At 39.5% G+C, this 21,923-nt stretch carries 20 protein-coding genes; 13 read left to right on the forward strand and 7 right to left on the reverse strand.

Annotated features, from left to right (window positions below; all coding sequences use genetic code 11):
• The first annotated feature begins 52 nt into the window (after positions 1–52).
• Positions 53–784 (forward strand): ABC transporter ATP-binding protein, encoded by a 732-nt coding sequence (locus BBI08_RS01515; protein WP_008496306.1) that lies wholly within the window; start codon positions 53–55, stop codon positions 782–784.
• Entirely contained in the window at positions 781–1,533 is a 753-nt protein-coding gene (locus BBI08_RS01520; RefSeq protein ID WP_008496307.1) for an ABC transporter permease, read from the forward strand. The genes BBI08_RS01515 and BBI08_RS01520 overlap by 4 nt, the downstream gene beginning before the upstream one ends.
• Before the next feature lie 46 nt (positions 1,534–1,579).
• Here BBI08_RS01520 and BBI08_RS01525 read toward each other — a convergent pair whose 3' ends face one another.
• Positions 1,580–2,641: a saccharopine dehydrogenase family protein gene (locus BBI08_RS01525; RefSeq protein WP_008496308.1), complete on the reverse strand. Its 1,062-nt coding sequence runs from the start codon at positions 2,639–2,641 to the stop codon at positions 1,580–1,582.
• Positions 2,642–2,824: 183 nt separating this feature from the next.
• On the opposite strand from BBI08_RS01525, the gene BBI08_RS01530 reads away from it, so the two are divergent.
• The 7 genes from BBI08_RS01530 (at position 2,825) to BBI08_RS01560 (ending at position 11,121) form a co-directional block, all read left to right on the forward strand.
• Positions 2,825–3,220, forward strand: a complete 396-nt coding sequence (locus BBI08_RS01530; RefSeq protein WP_051041660.1) for a DUF485 domain-containing protein — start codon at positions 2,825–2,827, stop codon at positions 3,218–3,220.
• The gene (locus BBI08_RS01535) at positions 3,217–4,752 is read left to right on the forward strand and encodes a solute symporter family protein (RefSeq protein ID WP_008496311.1); all 1,536 of its coding nucleotides are present in this window, start codon (positions 3,217–3,219) and stop codon (positions 4,750–4,752) included. The genes BBI08_RS01530 and BBI08_RS01535 overlap by 4 nt, the downstream gene beginning before the upstream one ends.
• A gap of 122 nt (positions 4,753–4,874) precedes the next feature.
• Entirely contained in the window at positions 4,875–5,879 is a 1,005-nt protein-coding gene (locus tag BBI08_RS01540; protein ID WP_008496312.1) for a S8 family peptidase, read from the forward strand.
• A gap of 233 nt (positions 5,880–6,112) precedes the next feature.
• The gene (locus BBI08_RS01545) at positions 6,113–7,729 is read left to right on the forward strand and encodes an ABC transporter substrate-binding protein (protein ID WP_040850409.1); all 1,617 of its coding nucleotides are present in this window, start codon (positions 6,113–6,115) and stop codon (positions 7,727–7,729) included.
• Positions 7,730–7,746: 17 nt separating this feature from the next.
• Entirely contained in the window at positions 7,747–8,826 is a 1,080-nt protein-coding gene (locus tag BBI08_RS01550) for a M42 family metallopeptidase (protein ID WP_008496314.1), read from the forward strand.
• 182 nt (positions 8,827–9,008) lie between these two features.
• Positions 9,009–10,370 (forward strand): copper amine oxidase, encoded by a 1,362-nt coding sequence (locus BBI08_RS01555; RefSeq protein WP_065528418.1) that lies wholly within the window; start codon positions 9,009–9,011, stop codon positions 10,368–10,370.
• A gap of 193 nt (positions 10,371–10,563) precedes the next feature.
• Positions 10,564–11,121: a copper resistance CopC family protein gene (locus BBI08_RS01560; protein WP_065528419.1), complete on the forward strand. Its 558-nt coding sequence runs from the start codon at positions 10,564–10,566 to the stop codon at positions 11,119–11,121.
• A 143-nt stretch (positions 11,122–11,264) separates the two neighbouring features.
• Here BBI08_RS01560 and BBI08_RS17225 read toward each other — a convergent pair whose 3' ends face one another.
• Positions 11,265–11,495 (reverse strand): GGDEF domain-containing protein, encoded by a 231-nt coding sequence (locus BBI08_RS17225; RefSeq protein WP_008498592.1) that lies wholly within the window; start codon positions 11,493–11,495, stop codon positions 11,265–11,267.
• Positions 11,496–12,103: 608 nt separating this feature from the next.
• Between BBI08_RS17225 and BBI08_RS01570 the strand changes: the two genes are divergently transcribed.
• Positions 12,104–12,952: a mechanosensitive ion channel family protein gene (locus BBI08_RS01570; protein WP_008498595.1), complete on the forward strand. Its 849-nt coding sequence runs from the start codon at positions 12,104–12,106 to the stop codon at positions 12,950–12,952.
• A gap of 55 nt (positions 12,953–13,007) precedes the next feature.
• Here the strand turns inward: BBI08_RS01570 and BBI08_RS01575 are convergent, their stop codons facing one another.
• Entirely contained in the window at positions 13,008–13,484 is a 477-nt protein-coding gene (locus tag BBI08_RS01575) for a DUF948 domain-containing protein (protein WP_065528420.1), read from the reverse strand.
• A 203-nt stretch (positions 13,485–13,687) separates the two neighbouring features.
• On the opposite strand from BBI08_RS01575, the gene coaW reads away from it, so the two are divergent.
• On the forward strand, positions 13,688–14,503 hold the full coding sequence (coaW, locus tag BBI08_RS01580) for a type II pantothenate kinase (protein WP_008498599.1): 816 nt from the start codon (positions 13,688–13,690) through the stop codon (positions 14,501–14,503).
• A gap of 61 nt (positions 14,504–14,564) precedes the next feature.
• On the opposite strand, the gene BBI08_RS01585 is transcribed toward coaW, so the two are convergent.
• The 3 genes from BBI08_RS01585 to BBI08_RS01595 all read right to left on the reverse strand — a co-directional run bounded on the left by BBI08_RS01585 (position 14,565) and on the right by BBI08_RS01595 (position 17,192).
• Positions 14,565–15,107, reverse strand: coding sequence for an MFS transporter (locus BBI08_RS01585; RefSeq protein ID WP_008498600.1), 543 nt, complete (start codon positions 15,105–15,107; stop codon positions 14,565–14,567).
• A complete protein-coding gene (locus BBI08_RS01590) occupies positions 15,104–16,534 on the reverse strand; it encodes an FAD-binding oxidoreductase (RefSeq protein WP_065528421.1) in 1,431 nt (476 codons plus the stop codon). The genes BBI08_RS01585 and BBI08_RS01590 overlap by 4 nt, the downstream gene beginning before the upstream one ends.
• Before the next feature lie 100 nt (positions 16,535–16,634).
• On the reverse strand, positions 16,635–17,192 hold the full coding sequence (locus BBI08_RS01595) for a nitroreductase family protein (RefSeq protein WP_008498602.1): 558 nt from the start codon (positions 17,190–17,192) through the stop codon (positions 16,635–16,637).
• Between the two features lie 155 nt (positions 17,193–17,347).
• On the opposite strand from BBI08_RS01595, the gene BBI08_RS01600 reads away from it, so the two are divergent.
• Entirely contained in the window at positions 17,348–18,751 is a 1,404-nt protein-coding gene (locus tag BBI08_RS01600) for a protoporphyrinogen oxidase (RefSeq protein WP_065528422.1), read from the forward strand.
• Between the two features lie 136 nt (positions 18,752–18,887).
• Here the strand turns inward: BBI08_RS01600 and BBI08_RS01605 are convergent, their stop codons facing one another.
• Complete coding sequence (locus BBI08_RS01605; protein ID WP_008498603.1) at positions 18,888–19,940, reverse strand: C40 family peptidase; 1,053 nt, start codon at positions 19,938–19,940, stop codon at positions 18,888–18,890.
• A gap of 399 nt (positions 19,941–20,339) precedes the next feature.
• On the opposite strand from BBI08_RS01605, the gene BBI08_RS01610 reads away from it, so the two are divergent.
• Positions 20,340–21,914: a fatty acid--CoA ligase gene (locus tag BBI08_RS01610; protein WP_065528423.1), complete on the forward strand. Its 1,575-nt coding sequence runs from the start codon at positions 20,340–20,342 to the stop codon at positions 21,912–21,914.
• The last annotated feature ends 9 nt before the right edge of the window (positions 21,915–21,923 follow it).

A 21,923-nucleotide genomic window follows, 5' to 3' on the forward strand; every position in this document is an offset into this window, starting at 1 on the left:
CAGCACACCATAAAACGTGTGCTGTTTTTCTGCCTGAAAGGAAGTGACATGGATGTCTGTAAAATATAAACCGGCTATCCATTTTAATCATGTGGATTTTTCATTTGGACAAAACCCGATTTTAAAAGGCATTACCGGATCTTTTCCGGAAGGGAAAATTACCACGTTAGTCGGTCCATCTGGAGCGGGAAAAACGACTTTACTGAAATTGTGCAATGGGCTATTATCCGCACAATCGGGAGAAGTGTATATTAAAGATCGCGCGATTGAAAGCTATGAGCCAGTTGAGTTGCGCCGCTTAGTTGGAATCGCACTTCAAAGTGCGCCGATGATTGCAGGCAGCGTGTATGAAAATTTAACACTGCCACTAGAACTTCAAGGAGCTTCGTTGTCGAAAGACGATGCGCTTGAGTTATTGCATGATGTCGGATTGGAAAAAGAGCTTCTTGAGCGGAAAGTGAAAGATTTGTCTGGTGGGCAGCGTCAAAAAGTTTCCATTGCCAGAACACTCGTCAACAAACCGGAAGTTTTGTTACTTGATGAAATTACATCTTCTTTAGATCGCACTTCTTTAAGAGAAATTGAAGAATTAATAGTTAAAATCAACCGGAAATACCATACCACGATTATTTGGATTACTCATAACTTGCAACAAGCGCTTGAAATTGGTGATTATACATGGGTCATGATGGACGGCGAAGTAATTGAAACAGGTGAAAGTGAATTGCTTAAAGATCCGGTAAATGATAAAGTCAAACGGTTTGTCAGGGGGGGAGCAGAATGAGCTACCTGACGTTATCGATTACTTTAATTTTCGTATTGATTCCTCTCGTGTTATCTAAAACCTTAAAGCTTGGATTAGAGAAAGACACAATCATTGCAACGTTACGTTCGATTGTACAATTATTGGCAGTCGGTTATGTACTGAAGTTCGTTTTTGATTCAGACAGCTTGCTTTATATTTTCATGATGGTTGGTTTAATGGTCGTCGCAGCTACGCATAACGCGCAGAAAAAAGGAGCAGCGATTCAAGGCATCACGACCAAAGTGGCGGTTACGTTAATCTCTGTAGAAGTACTTACGCAAAGTATTTTACTGGGCTTTAATATTACACCAGCGACGGCGCAATACATTATCCCGATTAGTGGCATGGTTATCGGAAACTCGATGGTCTTGTCCATCTTGTTCTTGAATCGCTTTACAGCGGAAGTAGAATCACATCAAGATCAAACCGAATTGATCTTATCGCTCGGAGGAACGCCTAAACAGGCGATTCACCGGCAACTAATCACATCGATCAAAGCCAGTATGATTCCAACGATTGAAAGCCAGAAAACGGTAGGACTCGTTCAGTTACCAGGGATGATGAGCGGCCAAATTATTGCGGGGGCAGACCCGATTCAAGCTGTTCAATTTCAATTGCTCATCATGTTCTTACTACTGACAACTGCTGCTGTGACAAGTGTTATGCTTGGTTTCTTGTCGTACCCTACGTTGTTCAATCAGCGGATGCAATTAATGAGAAACTCATAATCATTAAGAAATGCGCCAAATTCGAGTTACTCGAATTTGGCGCTTTTTATCGAGGATAAAATGTGTCGATTTCAAATGCTCCTGATCCTGGTAATTTTTCTACTAAACTCGAACCGAAGAGTCCAGCGGGTGTATAATAGCCCCCATCGATTTGTTCACTCAAGAGACGACGAACGAGATCAAGTGAGCCATAAACGGTTAAATCGTAAACATTCGCGGTTTGAAGGCGAGCGACTTTCAGAACGCCCTCCGCATTTCTTGCCTCTCCCCAAATATAAGCAGGCGTGTTAGCTCGGAATTCGTTATTCGGACCTTTTACTCGTTTTTCTACTTGTTTCTGTAACATTTCTTTTACCCAATCGGACGCAAACAATGGACTCGCTATTTTCATCAAACGAGCGCTTTGAATTTTTGGTTTGCTCATCGGAATCCAAGTGGAAATGGTCGGTACACCAGTTGTATAGTAAGCGGTCGAAACATCACCCCAAGGAATTCCCATAGCAGAACGTGAACCTCGCCCAAAATCAATGATTCGGTGTTGACTGCCAAGTGTGACAGGTTCTAGCACACCGTCTTTTCTATGCATGCTAGTTGATCCTATACCTTGAATCATCGTTTTAAACGTACCTGGTGAAACGCCTGAATCCGAATCGAAACCAAGAGATAATTCAATCGCATCGGGCAATGCTTCTTTTAACTTTAAAGCGGTGCAATCGGTCGGGATAACATCAAATCCGACTCCAGAACAAAGGATAATGTCTTTTTCTACTGCTTGAGCATGTTGTGAATGAGTGTATTCGAATACAGAAATTTCTCCTGTAATATCTAAGTAATGCGTCTTTGCTTGCAGACAAGCTTGAATCATCGGTTTACTTGTCAGGTCAAAAGGACCTGCACAGTGAAGAACCAAATCTATGTCTTTCAACTGTTTTGCTGCATGGTCATTTAACGGAAATGCTTGGAATGCCAGCGACAGTTCCTCGGCTAAGGGTCTGATTTTATCTGCATTACGTCCTGCAAGTACAGGTGATAATCCTCTCTTCACAGCTTCTCTAGCAATCAGTTCGCCTGTATAGCCATTTGCACCATAAATCATCCACGTCTTCATTTTATCGACTCCTCGCTTTTAAGCTACTCTACTGTATTCTCTAAACTACTATAAAAACCTTTATGTAATGAAGTTAAAAGAACTATCCTTACATTTTTTTACTAATAATGATTGACGTGGAAAATTAAAAGTGCTTTAATTATTTTTAGATTCAGAAAAGTCTAAAAACGAGGGGTGGAAGACGTGACGAAAGTAATCACAGAAAATGGCTCACAGCAGGATGCAAGGGGAGAGAAAGAGGCAACGCATGAAAGGCCAGTGGTTAAGGAGCCAGATTTTCAAAAAATCGAGAACTCATCCAATTTCAGAGAGTTGATGCGTAAAAAGAAGACCTTTCTTATCTCGACGACGGCATTATTTCTAGGGCTGTATCTCTTATTTAATATTGTGATTTCCTATACCAATTGGTTGGACGCGCCTTTCATTGGAGACATAACATGGGTGTGGGTATTCGCTTTTTCTTTATTCGCCATGACATGGATTCTTGTAACCGTATACATGAAAAAAGCAGAAAAGTTTGATGCAATGGCTAAAGCTACGTTAAAAGAATTTGATTATGACGAGGAGGAAACAAAATGAATGCTACGGTTATATCCATTTTTATTTTTATCGTGGGGATCACCCTTGTCATTACTTATTTTGCAGCAAAACGTACAAATTCCGCGAGTGACTTTTATACAGCTGGTGGGGGCTTGACTGGCTGGCAAAACGGCTTGGCCATTGCAGGAGATTACTTATCAGCAGCTTCTTTTCTAGGAATTGCCGGAGCTATCGCGTTGTTTGGATTTGATGGTTTCTTATTTTCTATAGGCTATCTTGTGGCCTATTTAGTGGTTCTTTTTATCGTTGCTGAACCATTGCGTAATTTAGGGAAATACACGCTTGCTGATATGATCAATGCACGTTTTAATGCTAAAAAAGTTCGTGGAGCAGCGGCATTAAGTTCTATCACAATTGTCATATTCTATATGATTGCTCAATTAGTTGGAGCAGGAGCATTGATTCAATTGCTGTTTGGCATTGATTACATATGGGCTGTGTTGCTAGTTGGTATCATGATGACTATCTATGTATTATTTGGAGGGATGACAGCGACAAGTTGGGTACAGATTATCAAAGCCGTGCTGTTGATGGTTGGTACAGTTATTTTATCTTTCCTAGTGCTCAAGAATTTCAATTTTAATATTCTAGACATGTTCACACAGATGAAGACGGCGACGCCTCATGGAGAAGCGTATTTAAGTCCTGGAGTGAAATACAAAATGCCATTGGATACCATTTCACTCATGCTTGCCTTGGTTCTTGGAACTGCAGGACTGCCGCACATCTTGATGCGCTTTTTCACAGTAAAAGATGCGAAAACAGCACGAAGCTCAGTTATGTGGGCAACTTGGATTGTTGGGATTTTCTATGTAATGACCATCTTCCTAGGTTTCGGGGCCGCAGCTTTTGTTGGGTCTGATTTAATCACTTCAACAAACCCTGCTGGGAATATGGCCGCACCTCTATTGGCGCAAGCCTTAGGTGGCGATATTTTAATGTCGTTTATTTCTGCAGTCGCATTTGCGACGATTCTTGCTGTAGTAGCGGGTCTGGTGTTGACTGGTGCTTCGGCTTTTGCTCATGATATTTATGGACAAATTATTAAAAAAGGTCAAGCGACAGAACGCCAGCAAATGTTGGCAGCTCGTTATGCATCGCTTGGGGTATCTGCGTTTTCAATTTTGTTGGCTATCTTTGCGCAAAGTTTAAATGTGGCGTTTCTCGTATCTCTGGCATTTTGTATTGCAGCAAGTGCCAATTTACCAGTCATTCTTTACACGATTTTCTGGAAACGATTTAATACTACAGGGGCAGTATCGGCAATTCTAACAGGATTGATATCAGCGTTAGTACTGGTGTCCTTAAGTCCGAGTGTGATGAATCCGGTGGCGGGTGCGGCAATTTTCGTAGGAGATCCAATTTTCCCATTAACCAACCCGGCGTTATTCTCTGTACCGCTTGGATTTATTGGTGGATGGGTAGGTACGATGCTATCAAAAGAACTCGATATCAAGAAATATTCAGAGGTCAATGTCCGTGCAAACACAGGTGGATTTAGACAATTATAAAAAATGGAAAACCCGGTGCTTAATAAGCATTGGGTTTTTTCAATGGAATAATAAAGGATTCGAGAAGGATACGACGAATTAGGGAAGTAAGAAAAAACTGGAAATTAAGGGGAGTGAACTAAATGGCGAAGTTAAATTTAATTCCTTACCGAATAGAAGAAATCGCAGATCAGGCACCACGAATTCCTAGAGGGGTACGGATGATTCAAGCGCCGGAAGTATGGCAGTGGGCAGAGAGAGGAAAAGGGAAGATCATTGCGATTCTAGACACGGGATGCCAGCCAGATCATCCTGATTTAGAAGGTCGAATTGTAGATGGCAAAAACTTCACACCTGATTACAATGGAGATGCGACGAATTTTGATGATAACAATGGTCATGGGACACATGTTGCGGGAACAGTTGCTGCTTCTTATAGAGAAAGTGGAGGAATAGCAGGTGTGGCTCCTGAAGCTCAGCTACTTATTTTAAAGGTATTGTCCGGTGAAGGTGGCGGGGAGTATCAAGGAATTATCGACGGTATGCAGTATGCAATTGATTGGAGAGGGCCAAATGGCGAGCGTGTCCATGTCATTTCCATGTCTTTAGGTGGTCCAGAAGATGTAGAAGAATTGCATGCGGTAGTGAAACGGGCTGTGGATGCAGGAATTCCAGTAGTGTGTGCAGCAGGAAACGAAGGAGACAATAAATACGATACAAACGAATATGCTTATCCGGGAGCATACGGAGAAGTGATTCAAGTAGGGGCTGTGGATTTTAATCGTCGCATTGCCAATTTCAGCAATACGAATGATGAAATCGATTTAGTAGCTCCGGGAGTGGATATCTATTCAACATTTCCTGGTGGCAAGTATGCCAGCCTTTCAGGAACTTCAATGGCGACACCTCATGTTTCAGGAGCGTTAGCATTAATTAAGAACATTGCCGAAAAAGAATTTGCTCGTGAACTGACAGAAGCTGAATTATATGCTCAACTCGTTCGGCGAACCATGTCTATTGGCTACCCGAAAACCGCAGAAGGAAATGGTGTACTGGCATTAGATATATTGAATAAAATCGAACAACTAGTTAAAGTGATCAATCAATCGTATAACACAGATGAAAAAATGGATGTAAGAAAACTTTAATGTTGCGAGCCACCCTACGGAAAACAAGTAGGGTGGTTTTCTATTGGGAAATTCCAAGTAATTTATTTATTTTTAAAATTTGGAATATTAATTTGATATTTCACATTAACATGATTATACTTGTAATTATCTTCTTAATGTCTATTATTTTCGGAATTTACTTCCGTTATGTAGAAGAAATTAACGAAAAACATATTGGAGGGAAAAGAGTGAAAAGAAATTTACAGCGTTCAATGTATCTTTTATTAATGTTGCTGATATTGCTTACTGCTTGCTCGGAAAGCACGAAAGAAGAAAGCTCAGAAAACAATGTGAAAGAAATGACGGAAGAAGATAAACAAGGTGGCACATTGATTTACGGACGTGGGGCTGACTCAGTCGGCTTAGATCCAATCAATGTCACGGATGGTGAATCCATCCGAATCACCCATAATGTTTTTGAAACATTACTGGAGTACGATGACAATTTAGAGTTACAACCGAAACTGGCTACAGAGTATAGTTCTAGCGAAGATGGCTTGACCTGGACATTCCAATTACGCGAGGGCGTTAAATTTCATGATGGAACTGATTTTAACGCAGAAGCTGTTGTCTTTAACTTTGAACGATGGATGGATCCAGAAAATCCATATCACCAAGGAGACTTTCCATACTATCCATTTCTCTATGGAGGATTTAAAGGAGACGAAAATCATTTGATCGAACATGTTAAAGCGACAGGGGATTATGAGCTTGAAATAAAACTAAAACGGAAAACTGCTCCATTTCTTAGTTACTTAGCCATTTCTATGTTCGGAATTGCCAGCCCAGCTGCCATTGAGCAATATGGTGAGGAATTATATGAGCATCCGGTAGGGACAGGACCCTTCCAATTTGAGGAGTGGAGCCGGAACAGTACTATTACACTAGCAAAAAATCCGAATTATTGGATGGAAGGAAAACCTTACTTGGATAAGCTTATCTATCAAGTAATCCCTGAAAATGCAGCTCGCTTGAATGCATTACAAACCGGAGAAATTGATATTTTAGACGGGATGAATGCTGGGGACACTAATATTGTAGAAGAAACGGAAGGACTTGAACTGCAGAAGCGTCCAAGCTTCAATATTGGTTACATGGCTTTTAATATGGAAAAAGAACCATTTGATGATCCATTGGTGAGAAAAGCAATTAGCATGGCCATCAATAAAGAAGAAATCGTTGATGCTTTTTATAATGGATTAGCAGATCCGGCAACGAGTCCATTACCTCCTTCGTTATGGGGTCATAATGCTGAGTTGGAAAAATACGATTACGATGTCGAAGAAGCGAAAAAACTATTAGCTGAAGCTGGCTTCGAAAATGGTTTTGAGACTGAATTATATACGATGAGCAATCCACGTCCGTATTTACCTGAACCGATGAAAATCGCTGAAGCAATCCAATCTGATTTAGCCGAAATTGGCATTACAGCAGAGATTGTTTCGATGGAGTGGGCAACGTATCTAGAAGACACTAAGAACGGAAAACATAGTATGGCGATGTATGGTTGGACAGGTGTAATGGCGGACCCTGATAACTTCTTATATCCGAACTTGAGTAAAACGAATGCAGAAGTACCTGCACAAAACATTGCCTTCTATAAGAGTGACGAATTTACTTCTTTGATCACGGAAGCCCGTGAAACTATTGATCAGGATAAACGAACTGAACTTTATAAGGAAGCACAACAATTATTTCAAGAAGACGCGCCTTGGGTGATGTTGGCATATACAACGCCACCACTTGCACAAAGTGACTATGTAGAAGGTTATAAACCACATCCAATGAGCAACGATTTAATGACGGATGTATACTTATCAAATCAATAATTTGAGGTGGATGGACTTTGTATAAACTATTGAAAGATTTGTGTGATTTAGTAGGACCAAGTGGTTTTGAGCAAGATGTTCAACGCTTTATCAAAAAAGAAATACAAGATAAAGTAGATCAACTAGAAGTTGATCCGCTTGGCAATTTGATTGCTACAGTAAAAGCGACAGATTCTCAAATGCCATCTATTTTACTAGCAGCACATGCAGATGAAATAGGTTTCATCGTTAAGAAAATCGAACCGAATGGCACACTGCGCTTTGAACAGCTCGGAGGATTTGATAATCGGATCTTGCTAGCGCAACCGGTTACCATCAAAAGTTTAGCAGGTTATATCGAAGGTGTAATTGGTGCTTTGGCCGTTCATTATGTAAAGTGGGATGACCCAAAGCGAATTGATTCTCATCGTGATTTATACATCGACGTCGGCGCATCTTCGGTAGAGGAAGTTCTAGAAATGGGGATTAAAGTCGGCCAACCAATAAGCTATGGGAGCAAATTGAAATTGGCGGGTGACAAAAAGCGAAATCGAGTAATCGGAAAAGCTTTGGATGACCGCGCAGGTTGCGCAGTGTTAATTGCACTGATCAATAATCTTCGGTCAAACAAAGAAGCTAAACATGGCGACATTTACTGCGTCTTCACGGTTCAAGAAGAAGTAGGATTAAGAGGTGCATCTGTATTGTCACAAGGTATCAAACCAGATTTTGCATTGGCTGTCGATACGACGCCAACAAGTGATACGTACGATGTCTTGATGACAGGAACAAGAAAACTTGGAGAAGGACCATGTATTAAAGTAGCTGACAAGTCATTGATTTCTCATCCTCTTGTTACAGGTCTTTTAGAAAAAGTTGCTGTAGAAAAAAACATTCCTTATCAACAAGAAATTTTTATGGGCATCGGAACAGATGCTGGAGCAATTCATATGACTTCTACAGGAGTCTCAACAGGAGTGGTGTCTATTCCTTCGCGTTACACACATACACCGATTGAAGTTATCGACTTGGATGATCTCGAAAACTCAGTTCGTTTAGTGGAGGAATTTATTTTTGCTTCAAAAGAACTGATCGGCAAAAACTTTCTAGATACGTGAAAAGTATAAAAACCGAGTGCCCTTATTACGCACTCGGTTTTTTTGTTGCTATTTTTACAAACCATTACTCAATATAAAATATTAATTTCAATTTAATTTCAAAAAAAGTGATCTAAAGAAAATCCCTTTGCGTTATGCCTGTATAACGAAAAATAAAAAAGAAAAAAAGGGAGCGATTTTAGATGAAATTAAACAAAGTACTTTTAGCCGTACCACTTAGCCTAGCATTACTGGTACCAACGGCGGCACTTGCCGACAGCCACGGAGGACATTCAACAGCGAGCGAAGCATCAATGGAAATGGCAACAGCTACACCAGCTGCGGAATTACGCATTGCACTCGACACGACATTAACGGAGCATGCCTTCCTCGCAATCGAAGCGATGCGTAAAGGCGTCGACGGCGCAGAAGATTTTGACCAAGCAGCGGGTGCACTTTTAGCCAATGCAGATGACTTGTCTGCAGCAGTTGGTTCAGTTTACGGTGACGAAGGCGCTGCGCAATTTGACGAAGTATGGAAATCACATATCGGCTATTTCGTGGATTACGTGACAGCAACCGCTGAAGACAACCAAGAAGGCAAAGACCAAGCATTAGCAGAACTGGAAAAATACAAAGTGGAACAATCTGAGTTCTTTGATACGGCAACGGGTGGCTTACTGCCAGCGGCAGCTGTTCAAGAAGGATTGGACATGCACGTAGATCAGTTGATCAACGCGTTTGACGCATACGTTGCCGGCGATTTCGAAAAAGCATACTCATTAGAGCGTGAAGGGATTCAACACATGAGCATGTTCGCAGAAAGCTTGTCAATTGCGATCACAACTCAATTCCCAGACAAATTCGATAACACAAGTGCCGATACACCAGCGATTGACTTGCGTGCAACATTGAACCAAACGTTCACAGAACACGCTGGACTTGCAGTGATGGCAATGCAAGACGGTGCCGATGGCGCGGAAAGCTTTGACCAAGCAGCAGGCGCGTTACTAGCGAACGCAGATGACTTATCTGCAGCAGTTGGTTCAGTATACGGCGAAGAAGCCGGTGCTCAATTTGAAGAAACATGGAAGTCACACATTGGCTACTTTGTGGATTACGTAACAGCAACAGGTGAAGGCAACAAAGAAGGCCAAGAACAAGCACGCGCTGAACTGGATCAATACATTGTCGACCAAGCAGCATTCTTAGATGCAGCAACAGAAGGTCGCGTACCAGCAGATGCACTTGAAGAAGGCTTAACAGCACACGTTGGACAACTACTTGGCGCATTTGATTCGTATGTAGCAGGCGACTTTGACGCTGCTTACAGCTCGATTCGTGAAGCTTATGCACATATGCAAATGCCAGCAGCAGGTCTATCTGCCGCGATTGTTGATCAATTCCCAGATCAATTTAGCGCAACAGAAATGCCATCTGAAATGCCGAAAACAGGCATGGGCGGCATGGCTGACCAAGGGTCATTCCCATTCTTATGGGTTCTTGCAGGCTTGATGTTAGCTGCATTGACTACAGTTGTAGCAGTTCGTACACGCAAACAATAACTAGAGATTTTACAAAAAGCTAGCCCTCCTGGCTAGCTTTTTGTTTGCCTGTTTTACGATTTAATAGGATTTATTTTTATCTATATTGTGTCGGAATTTGCGAAATGGATAAAAGTTTTGGATTTAGAAAAAATATAAAGAAGAATACGAAAGAAATTATTGTAAAATCGAAAAAGAAATGGAGATGAGCTGTATGAAAAAAATAATGGTTTTATTGGTATTAGCTATTTTTGCCTTGCCGGTAGTAGGGCAAGCACATACGACACTATCCTCATCGACACCTGCAGAAGGATCTGTTGTCGCTGAGACGTTAGAAGAAGTAGTTTTAACTTTTGGGACGGTTATCGAACAAGGAAGTACGATGACATTGGAGCGTGAAGGAATAACTTATGATTTTGAAGAAATTACATTTTCAAGTGAAGTCATGACCGGAGCTATAAAAGAAGAGCTTCCAAATGGCTCGTATACAATTCAATGGAAGATCATTGGAGTAGATGGTCATCCGATTGAAGGGGAAGTTCCATTTGAACTAGCTGTTGAAGTTGCAGAAGAAGTACAAGTTGTTGAAGATTCTGAAGTTAAAACTGAAGGCGAGCCAGTTGTTGAAAAAGCATCAGCTACAGAAGAGCAGTCTGCTCAAGCTACAGAAACCACTGAAGAAGATGGAGGCAATATGCTCATCACCATCCTTCTTATTTTAGCAGTTATGGTGATCGGCTTTATTGTGTTCCGACTGTTGAAAAAGAAATAAATTCAGCTGTTGTGTAAATAAACTAAAGGTATAGGTGAACTCCTAATGATAAACACTTTAAAAAGTGAAATCATTAGGGGTTCATTTAATATATGCTTATTTAGAATTGGTATATTCATTACTTAGTTTGAGAAAATAAAAGTTCAAGTGATAACTACTTGGTTTTTGCCCTTATCTTTTGCTAAGTACAATGCATCATCTACCCAATCAATCATACAAGTTAGAGAAAAATTGCTTGTGAAACTTTTCCCGCCTATCGATACGGTAATATCAATTTCACTGTTTTGTCCTTGGATTTTCAGTTGCTGAATTTCTTGGCTTAACCTGTTAGCGATCAGTTCTAATTCCGCTTTGTCAGTATTAGGCAAAAGCACAGCAAACTCGTCTCCGCCAATCCGTGCTATCGTATCAGAAGATCTTGTGATCCTTGTTGAACAGTAGGTTCTTCTTCACAGTGCTGAAAATAATTTGCGCCGATACCACAATTCGATAAATCACCACCATTATGAATCGCAAATTGATTCTATTCTTTATTTGTAAAGCAGATGGTTCCAGTAGCATCCATTAAACAGATAGGATCTCTTAGTGAATTTAATATCGATTCATTGATGCCTGGGTCAATCGATAAAAAAGTATTAATATGTGCATTCAATACAATCATCATCTTTCTATAGGAGAGGTAAGTTTATGTAATAATACCTCCATTACCTTCCAATGAAATTTAAAAACTTTAAAATATCCCCAATTTAATATTATAATATGAAAAAGTTAAAGGAATGATAGCTTTAAGAAATAAAAAATGGCTGTCTCTAAAAAAGAGAGTTCTCTATGAGTTGTATCAAATTGAAAAGCAGAGGAAATCAGAAAACCGTGTCATGAATGAAATCACTCGAACATGTATGTTATAAAGGAATATGGAATGTGTTTGTGGTGACTAAGTTTTATTGCTGGTTTGCCACAAAAAATGGAAAGGATGATTTTTTTGTTAGATTTAGGAAATTTCGAATGGGGAGTGCTTCTCATTGGTGCAGGAGTCATTGCCGCACAAATAATTGGAATTTTAATTGCTTTTCTTTTAGTAAGAGCTATTGGTAAGAGATTAATCAATCGATTTTTTGAAAAGTTGTTGATAAAAGAAGATGTTACGAAGGGGCGCGCCCTAACGCTTCAAAGCTTATCGGAAAACATTTTTTCTTATATTTTGATCTTTATCCTTGTTACAACGATATTTAATATATTCGGTTTGTCCGTGGCAAGTTTGATTGCGGGTGCTGGAATTATCGGATTGGCAATAGGCTTTGGTGCACAAGGCTTAGTGAGTGACGTCGTAACGGGTTTCTTTTTACTATTGGAAAAACAGCTTGATGTGAACGATTATGTAACCGTTGGTAGCATTGATGGCATTGTTGAGGCAGTAGGTTTAAGAACAACTAAAATTCGGAGCTTTGATGGCACATTGAATTATATTCCGAACCGGGACATCTTAACAGTCAGCAATCATTCGCGAGGCAATATGCGCGCGCTTGTGGATATTGGTATCTCTTATGATGAAAATATCGACGAAGCAATGGCCGTTATACAAGAAGCTTGTACACAAATGGCATCAAAAGATATTGGGATTGTCGATGGACCTGATGTGATTGGTGTGCAAGCATTTGGTGCATCAGACGTTACATTGCGAGTCATCGCAAGAGCGGAAAATGGAGAGCAATGGGCGGTAGAACGACAATTGCGCAAAGCCATTAAAGAAGCACTTGATGCAAAAGGAATTGAAATTCCATTCCCACATCAAGTAAATATTCAAAAAAACAGTGGCATTGTAGAACAATAACCCTTATAAAATAAAGGAACACTAAAAGGCAGCCGGTTAGGCTGCCTTTTATGCACTAATACTGTTTTTCATCATGTAAAGATGGTGAAGAATACGTAGGACGATTGCTCTCAATGCGTCTTTGGTTTTCCAATAATGTGAGAAGCTTAATGGCACCGTTACTCCATTCGTTAACTTGTGCAATGTTTTCGCGGTCATGATCGACTCTTGAAGCGATGTTCCCTGTAATTGAGCGAACGGAAGCGTTCAAGTCGATGACTGAATTCATTGTGCCTTTTGCGGCATCGACGAGTACGGTGATTTTTTCGGATTTCATTTGAATGTCTTCTTTAAGTTCATTAGCATGATGAGACAAGCTTGATGCTTCTAATTGAAGTTTACCTGCACGTTCTTTCAAGTTGTTTGCAGAACCTTTTATTTCTTTCATGGGTTCTTTCATCCCTACTATTAGTAGAACAACTCCAATTATTGCTATAATCAGCCCTGCTAAGAAGATGATGAGTGCTATGTATAGCCATGTTGTAGAGTCCATGCCATTTCCTCCTCTTTTTTATGGATGTCTTGAATATGCTATACCCGCAAAACTTCGATTATTAACATAATCGAAGGAATAGGTCTTGAGAGTTTGCTAATCAGCAAACAACTCCCATAATGTAAATGAGTATGGTAGAATTTTATCACATATGTATAAATTATCTGGCATTTTTAAAAATGTGAGAAAGAGCAGGTGCGGAAATGATTGTCGGAATAGATGCAGGCGGTACATTGATCAAAGTGGCGTATACCAAAAAAGGGGAGGTCCATTTTGAGAAGTATCCAATTGCTGAAATCGAGCAAGTTGCCGACTGGGTAAATAATCTGGGTGACTGCAAAGTTTGTGTAACAGGAGGAAGATCAGGAGTGCTTGTTTCGTTACTCGATCAACCAGCACAAGAAATGGTAGAATTTGAAGCTACGCATCTTGGTGTACAAGTTCTTCTTGAGAAAAACGGGACTTTAGAAGATGCTTATTTAGTGACAAACGTTGGAACTGGAACATCTATTCATTGTATACAAGATAATATGCAAGAACGATTAGGCGGAACGGGTGTTGGTGGAGGTACGTTAATTGGTTTAAGTCATTTATTGACTGGGGTTACTCGTTACGACGAAATCGTGGGGTTGGCAAGCAAAGGTTCACGTGATCGTCTCGACTTGAAAGTCAAAGATATATACGAAGACAAAGAGCCACCGATTTCTGGAGAACTGACAGCCAGTAATTTCGGGCAGAATTTGTTTGCAATTTCAGATGGACTGACAAAAGAAGAGTTGTTAGCAGCAGTGATAGGTCTTGTAGGTGAAACGGTTAGCACAGTAAGTGTTCAAGCGGCTCGTCAATGTAGAAGTTCTACTATTGTTTACATCGGTTCTTCATTTATCGATAATCCACTACTCAAAGAAGTTGTGACAAGCTATACCATTTTACGCGGTTCTGTTCCCGTGTTTCCTGATAACGGAGAATTTTCAGGCGCAATGGGCGCGATGACGGCTTTAACTAAAAAAGCAGTATGATTGCCCATTTTAAAAGACTCACTTGATCTATTGCAGATCAAGTGAGTCTTTTTTGATTCTGTCATTGTTTGATCGTTTGTAATTTTAATACTATTATTCCACTCCCAGCAAAGATGAGTGAAGCAACATAAAAAATACTAGCAATCGTTAAAAAGTCAACAAGATAGCCGGTAGCAATTACAGCGATTGCTGCAGCAACAGATGTCCAAACATGATAGCGGCCGATTTGAGCGCCGGCAATTTCTTTTGTGACGTAGCGCGCCAATATCGTTTTTTCTGAATTTTTCTGTACAGCACCTAATATTCCCATGATTACTTGCAGTACGTATACATGCCAAACTTCAGAAGCTAGTGGAAAGAATAATAAAAGAATGGCCATCCCCCAAGAATATATGGCTAGTAGTGATTTATCCCCAACATAATCCGCATACTTTCCAATTACTGGATAAAAAAGTGCCGCTGTCAAAGCAAATAAACCATACGCCCAACCAAACTGAGCATAACTATCGCCAACGTTTCGAATGAGCAAAATATAGAACGGGAAAATCATGCTCGAAGCCATCCCTACAATGCCCTGATAATAAATAAAGCGTTTATAATTCATGGCCGGTACTCCTCGTAAAAAAGATTCATAAAGCGATGCTCTGGGTCAAAATGTTCTTTTAACTCGAAAAAATCTTCGGTTTTTGGATAAGCTTGTTGCATTTGGTTTTTGGTTGGGTAGCCGAAATAAGGAAGATAATAACTGCCATCATGTGCAAGCGTGACATCAATCATTTCACGCACCGCATCTTGTGTTGCCTGCACACTTTTTTTATCGGTTCCTTGATTAATTAGTAAAACGAGTGAAAACATATCTTCTTTCGCATAAGATAAAACGGCATCTTCATTTTGTTCAACATAACGAATGGTAACATTTAATAAATTAAAATCCGTATAATTTTCGAGTACCTTTTTTAATGCGGGAATGTATTGCTCGAACTGGTCCACAGGTACAAAATATTCTTGTAAAATTTCTGTTTTTCGACTATTGTCATACTCCATAAATTCTGAATCTGAACGCATGACATTGTTTCGAGATACAAGGTTTCCATTGATTTGTTGGGTATAAACTTTTTGTGCATTCCAAAAGCTGTCTTTTCCTGCGTCATTAATGCGTGAAAGACCCAGAAAAAATTTTGGCACGGCAACCAAGTTTTCAGTTTTCAGTTTTTGGTAGCTCGCGAGTTTACTTTGATCGTGAGCCGATTTGTAAGTTATGGCATACATATCATCCATAAAAGAATCGGGTGCAATGGATATGCGTGCTAAGTGCATTTTGGCCTGAGGATTCTCTTTAACTTTCTCGTTAAAGTAAGAAGGGTACGCATTGTACGACATACTCGCTGTTTCTGTCTCGAGCAATTCATCATCTGTTAGTTGAAATGTGACATCTAAAATAATTCCAAACAGTCCATAGCCACCAAGAACAGCATAAAACAACTCGTTATTTTCTGAATCGCTGAGTTGAAGAATATCACCATTGGCATTCATAAAACGCATAGATAAAACGGTATCTGTTATTCCGCCATGTCGAATGTCTAAACCATGCGCATTGACACTGAGTGAGCCACCTACTGTAAAGATGTTTTGCGACTGACTGACTTTTAACGACAAGTCATATGGATTGATGGCTTCTTGAATATCTGCCCATGTCGCACCGCTTTGTACAGTTACAGTTTTGTCTTTTGAATCTACTTCCAAAACTTGATTATAAGGTTTCATATCAATCATAATGCCATTGGGGTAAACGGTTTGACCGCCTTGACTATGTTGCATACCAGCAATTGAAAGAACATCTCCGTTGTTCTTAGCATCATAAACAATTTTTTGAAGTGCTTTATCCGTCATACCAGATGTTACTTTTTTTATTTCTACAGGTAAAAGTCGCTGATGCAAGTCATTGTCGGGGCGATTTAATTGTGTGACGTATACGTACACAGACAATCCGAAAATTATTACGTATACAAGAGCTAACCAAGTTGTTTTCATCGAATTTCACCTCTTGCTTAATTAGACTGAATTGGGGCTATTTGGTTCCTTTAAAACGAAAAAGAGATATCGCTGTATGCGACATCTCTTGAAATAAAAACTATTCGCTAATAATCATCAACTTCTCGCGAATATCAGTGCGTTCTTGTTTTGCTGGGATGTGAGCAGGATAACCAATCATCATCGTCGCAACAATTTTTTCTCCAGGTTTCACACCAAGTGCTTCGCGGAAAACCGGGTTGTAAATCCAATCGTTTGAGCGCCAAATCATACCGATGCCACGTTCCCAGGCAGCGAGTTGGAAGTTTTGAAGCATCGAAGAAATTGCGCCATAATCTTCATCCCATCTTCTTTGTCTTGGATCTTCAGGCATGATCACGACTAAGTGAAGCGGAATACTGCGGAAATAATCAGCTTTGTTAAACGCTTTTGCAGGCGTTTCTCCATCAGCTGTTTTCATAGCTTCTAGAAATGCTTGAACAAATTTTTCTTTGCCAGCGCCGGTATAAAGCTGGAAACGCCAAGGTTCATTGACTTTATGATTAGGTGCCCATTTGGCGACATTCAGTAATTCGATAATTTCTTCAACTTCAATCGCATCAACTTTAAATTTTTTGATTGAGCGTCTCTCTATAATGTTTTGATCAATAGAATTCATTAGTAAACAGCTCTCCCTTCTATATAAAACCTATGGCTACTTATCTTTTATCCTACCATGGCTTAGAGACAAAACGTATTAAAACAGACAAAAAGAACAATGTAGTCAGACGGAAATATTGGTAGAATAGAAGCATAAGCAAGGAGTGGATTAAGTTGAAGAAAATTGTAGTCATTGGGGGAGGCATTACAGGTCTTTCCGCTATGTATTACTTGCAAAAGCTAAACATGCAGGAAAACCTCGGGCTAGAGTTGGTTTTGATTGAACGTTCGCATCAACTAGGAGGCAAAATCAAGACAGTAAAGAACGAAGAGTTCATCATGGAAGTTGGGGCAGATTCAATTGTTGCACGTCATGCCAGTGTTATGCCGTTAATCGAAGAGTTGGGACTAAAAGAGCAAATGGTTTTTAACGGTACGGGAATTTCTTATTTATATGCGAATAATGTGCTGCATGCCATTCCAAAAGACACTGTCTTTGGTATTCCAATGAGCAAAGAATCGTTATTTAGTTCAACGCTTGTTTCTGAAGAAGGAAAACAGGCAGCGTTGAAAGATTTTACTAGCCCGAACGAAAACTATACACGTGATAGTTCAATTGGAGAGTTTCTTGAAGCTTACTTAGGCAAAGAATTGGTTGAAAACCAAATTGGCCCGGTGTTATCTGGAGTGTATTCGGGAAATCTTTATGAGTTAACATTGTCGTCGACATTGCCTTATTTAGTTGATTATAAAAATAAGTATGGCAGTATCATCAAAGGCTTTGAAGAAAACAAAGAATTTTTCCAAGGTGCCTCAAATAAAAAATTCATTTCATTTGATGACGGTATGGAAGTGTTGATTGATACATTAGAAAATAAATTAAAGAAAAATAGAATCATCAAAGGAGTCGGAACAACGTCTATTAAAAAAGAAAAAGACGGCTATCTGATAGAGCTTGAAAATGGTGAGACATTAGAAGCTGATTATGTGATTATGGCCACTCCTCATCAAGTGGCACAAGAGCTATTGAACTTGCCTGAGCTAGACGCTGAATTTGATCAGTTTTTGAATTCATCGTTGATTAGTGTTTATCTTGGCTATGATATTCCAGATGACCGCTTGCCAGAAGACGGTACCGGATTTATCGTGTCACAAGAAAGCGATTTACATTGTAATGCCTGTACGTGGACTAGCCGGAAATGGCAACATACATCAAAAAACCAAAAGTTATTAGTTCGATTATTTTACAAAAGTTCGCACCCATCATATGGTCAGCTAAAAGATTTGTCTAGAGAAGAACTGATAAAAGTGGCAATGGGCGATATCCAAAAGAGTTTAGGGATTGAAGACATGCCGTTAACTTCGGAAGTAACAGGTTGGGAAAATTTAATGCCTAATTATCATATGGAACATAAAAATGCGATTAATGCATTAGAGCTGAAAATGGAAGAAATGCTTCCACGTATTAAACTAGCAGGTTCCTCTTACTTCGGAGTAGGAATTGGTGCATGTATTCAAAATGGTGCTGACTTAGCGCAGATTATTGTAAATAACTTATCTGAAAGAAATGAAGAGTGAAAAGGGACCTATTGAGGTCTCTTTTTTTCGTGTATATAGAAAAAAGCCTTTTATCCAATTGGATAAAAGGCTTAAGAAGAAAGGTTATTTTTAAAAAATATTATCAAAGAAGTTTTTCTTTTTTTTTAGTATTTTTTTATTTCATGACATTTAAACGTTGGTAACTATCGAATTTTGAACTCCAGTATTTATCATTCAAACTTGTGATTTGAACGCGGTCACCACCGGCGTGAATAAAACTATTATTTCCAATTAAAATCCCCATATGAGAGATTCCAGGGCGGTAAGTATCTTTAAAGAATACTAAATCACCGATTTGAGGAGAACTCACCGGAGAAGATAGCGCATAAAAGCCTGTTGTATTCGTTCTTGGTACACTAAATCCAGCTTGGTTATAAACGTAATAAATATAGCCACTGCAATCAAACCCGCCTGGTGCAGAGCCACCCCATTTATAAGGTGTACCTAGGAAAGAATTTGCTGATGTCACTAATGTAGAAATCGCTCCAGAATTGACAGGAGGTGTGATCACTGGGTTTGAAACAGTTACTAATGAACCAGTAGCTGATTTCGCATCAACTTTCAAAACTTGCCCGATGCGAATCGAACTAGATTTCAAACTATTTAAGCTCATCAATTGTGAAACAGATGTATTGTGACGTTTCGCAATGTTAGTTAGTGTATCACCGCTAACTACGCGATACGTACTCGTGCTAGAAACTGTAGGTGCAGCTGTTGGGACTTTAACTGTTGTTGTTGGAGTAGCGATTACTTTTCCACTAACTGTTAACTTTTGTCCAGGAAAAATGTTGCTTCCAGAAAGCTTATTTAATTGTTGAATTGAGCTAACGCTTGTGCTGTGAAGTCGGGCTATACGTGATAACGTATCTCCTGATTTTACTGTATATGTATTTACTGAAGTTACTGGTGTGCTAGAAACAGCAGGCTTTGTTGGAGTAGCAACTGTCGTTGAAGCGGCTGAAACTTTGATCTTTTGATTTGGATAAATTGAATTTGACGATAGATTGTTCCATGACAGTATTTGATTAACCGAAATGTTATTGCTAGATGCGATTTTCCATAACGTATCTCCTGATTGTACTGTGTAATTACTTGCCTCTGTATTTGACGTACCGATAGCCATTGACAATGCTGTAGCTGCAAATAACGTAAAAATAATCTTTTTCATCCTCAAGCCCCTTTTGTTGTTTTATTTATCAATAATTCTGTCTATTATCTCCGAGTTACTTAATTCTATATAATTAATACAATATAGGCAATAAGTTTCAATATTACAATTGTGTTACAAAGATAGAAGTCATTAAAATGTTAATTAGTATTTTATTAAATAATAAAATATTGGGAAATTAAAGGATTTTATAATCTCATAAATACTATATCGGCAGTTTTAAATAAAAGTTAATAGTTTATGCTAAATTATTGTTTTTTTAATCAAAATGTGTGGAGCTCTTTTTTAATAGTAAGTTCGTATCTTTCTTATGAAACTTTAAGTAGTTGCAATATTGCTTTTTTTCTGACATTATGAAGGGACATAATGCGGCTAAATTAGAAGGAGGCGGAGCAAAGAATGTACGCAACACTTGGGAAGATCTTCGATCAGACAGTAAGTATGTATCCGAACAAAGAAGCGCTAGTCGATATGAGAAGAGAAAAGAGATGGACCTATTCACAATGGAGTGACGAGGTTCATCGTTTAGCGAATGCGCTTATTACAGCAGGTGTCTGCAAAGGGGATCGTGTTTCAAGCTTTCTTTTCAATAATAGTGAATTACCTACTGTATTGTTTGCCTGTGCAAAAATTGGAGCTGTTTTCAATCCTATCAACTTCCGCTTAAAGCCTGAAGAACTAGCATATATATTAAATGATGCAACACCCGAAGTAGTTCTTTTTGAAGAAGCTTTAAAAGAAACAGTTGGAAAAGTGGTTGAGCAATTTCCGAGTATTCAATTTTGGTTTATAGACGAAGGTGTTCCAGAATATGCAGTGAGTTATCAAGAGCAAGTTACTGCAGCTATTTCGACAGACCCACTTGTAGAGGTGGATGAAACCGATATATATGCCATCATGTACACGAGTGGAACAACTGGACGACCAAAAGGCGTTATCCATTCTCATCGCAATATGGCAGAACAAAGTATGATGTGTATTGCGATGCTGAAATATACAAAAAATGATGTGGGCATGGTAATTGCGCCGATGTTTCATTGTGCTGAATTACATTGTTGCATCATTCCGCGTGTTCAGGCAGGTGCTTCAAGCATCATTATGCATCAGTTTGATCCTCAAGTAGCAGTCGACACTGTTGAAAAGGAAAAGGTTACAGTCATGTTTGCTGTTCCTACAATGTGGAGCATGATGACGGAGATAACTGGGGCCAATTCGAAAGTGAAAACTTTGCAGCGTGGATTATATGGAGCAGCTCCAATGGCGCCTGTTTTAGTTAGACAAGTTAAAGAAGTACTTGGAGTTGAGTTAATCCAAGCGTATGGCCAAACGGAGATGGGACCAGCCATTACTTTTCTAGCTGAAGACGAACAGTTAACTAAAGCAGGATCTGCTGGAAAACCTGCTTTTAATCATGAAATTCGAATCGTTCGACCCCAAGATCATGGACCTTCAGAACCCGATGATCAAGTAGAGCCGTTTGAGGTTGGAGAAATTATTGTTCGAGGTCCAAGTATGATGTTGGGGTATTTCCATCGTCCGCAAGCTACAGCTCGCGTGATGTATAAAGGCTGGTACCATACTAGCGACTTAGGATATGTGGATGAAGAGGGCTATTTATATGTGGCCGACCGAGTCGACGACATGATTATTAGCGGTGGAGAAAATATTTATCCGCGCGAAGTAGAAGATGCACTCCACGGACATGAATTGGTTCAGGATGTTGCCGTATTAGGCATCCCTGATGAAAAGTGGGGAGAGTCGGTAATGGCATTTATCGTCGTAAAAAATGATTTGTTGACGGAGGAGCAATTAGAAGAATATTGCCTGAATAACGAAAATTTAGCGCGATTTAAACGACCAAGAACGTACCGCTTTGTTGATGAATTGCCACGTAACGCCAGTGGCAAAATACAGAAATTCTTGTTGCGAGAACTATATGCGGATAAAAAACTAAAAGAACACGACAAAAAGTAAGGATGAAAG

The organism is Planococcus halocryophilus, from assembly GCF_001687585.2.
Lineage (GTDB): Bacteria > Bacillota > Bacilli > Bacillales_A > Planococcaceae > Planococcus > Planococcus halocryophilus.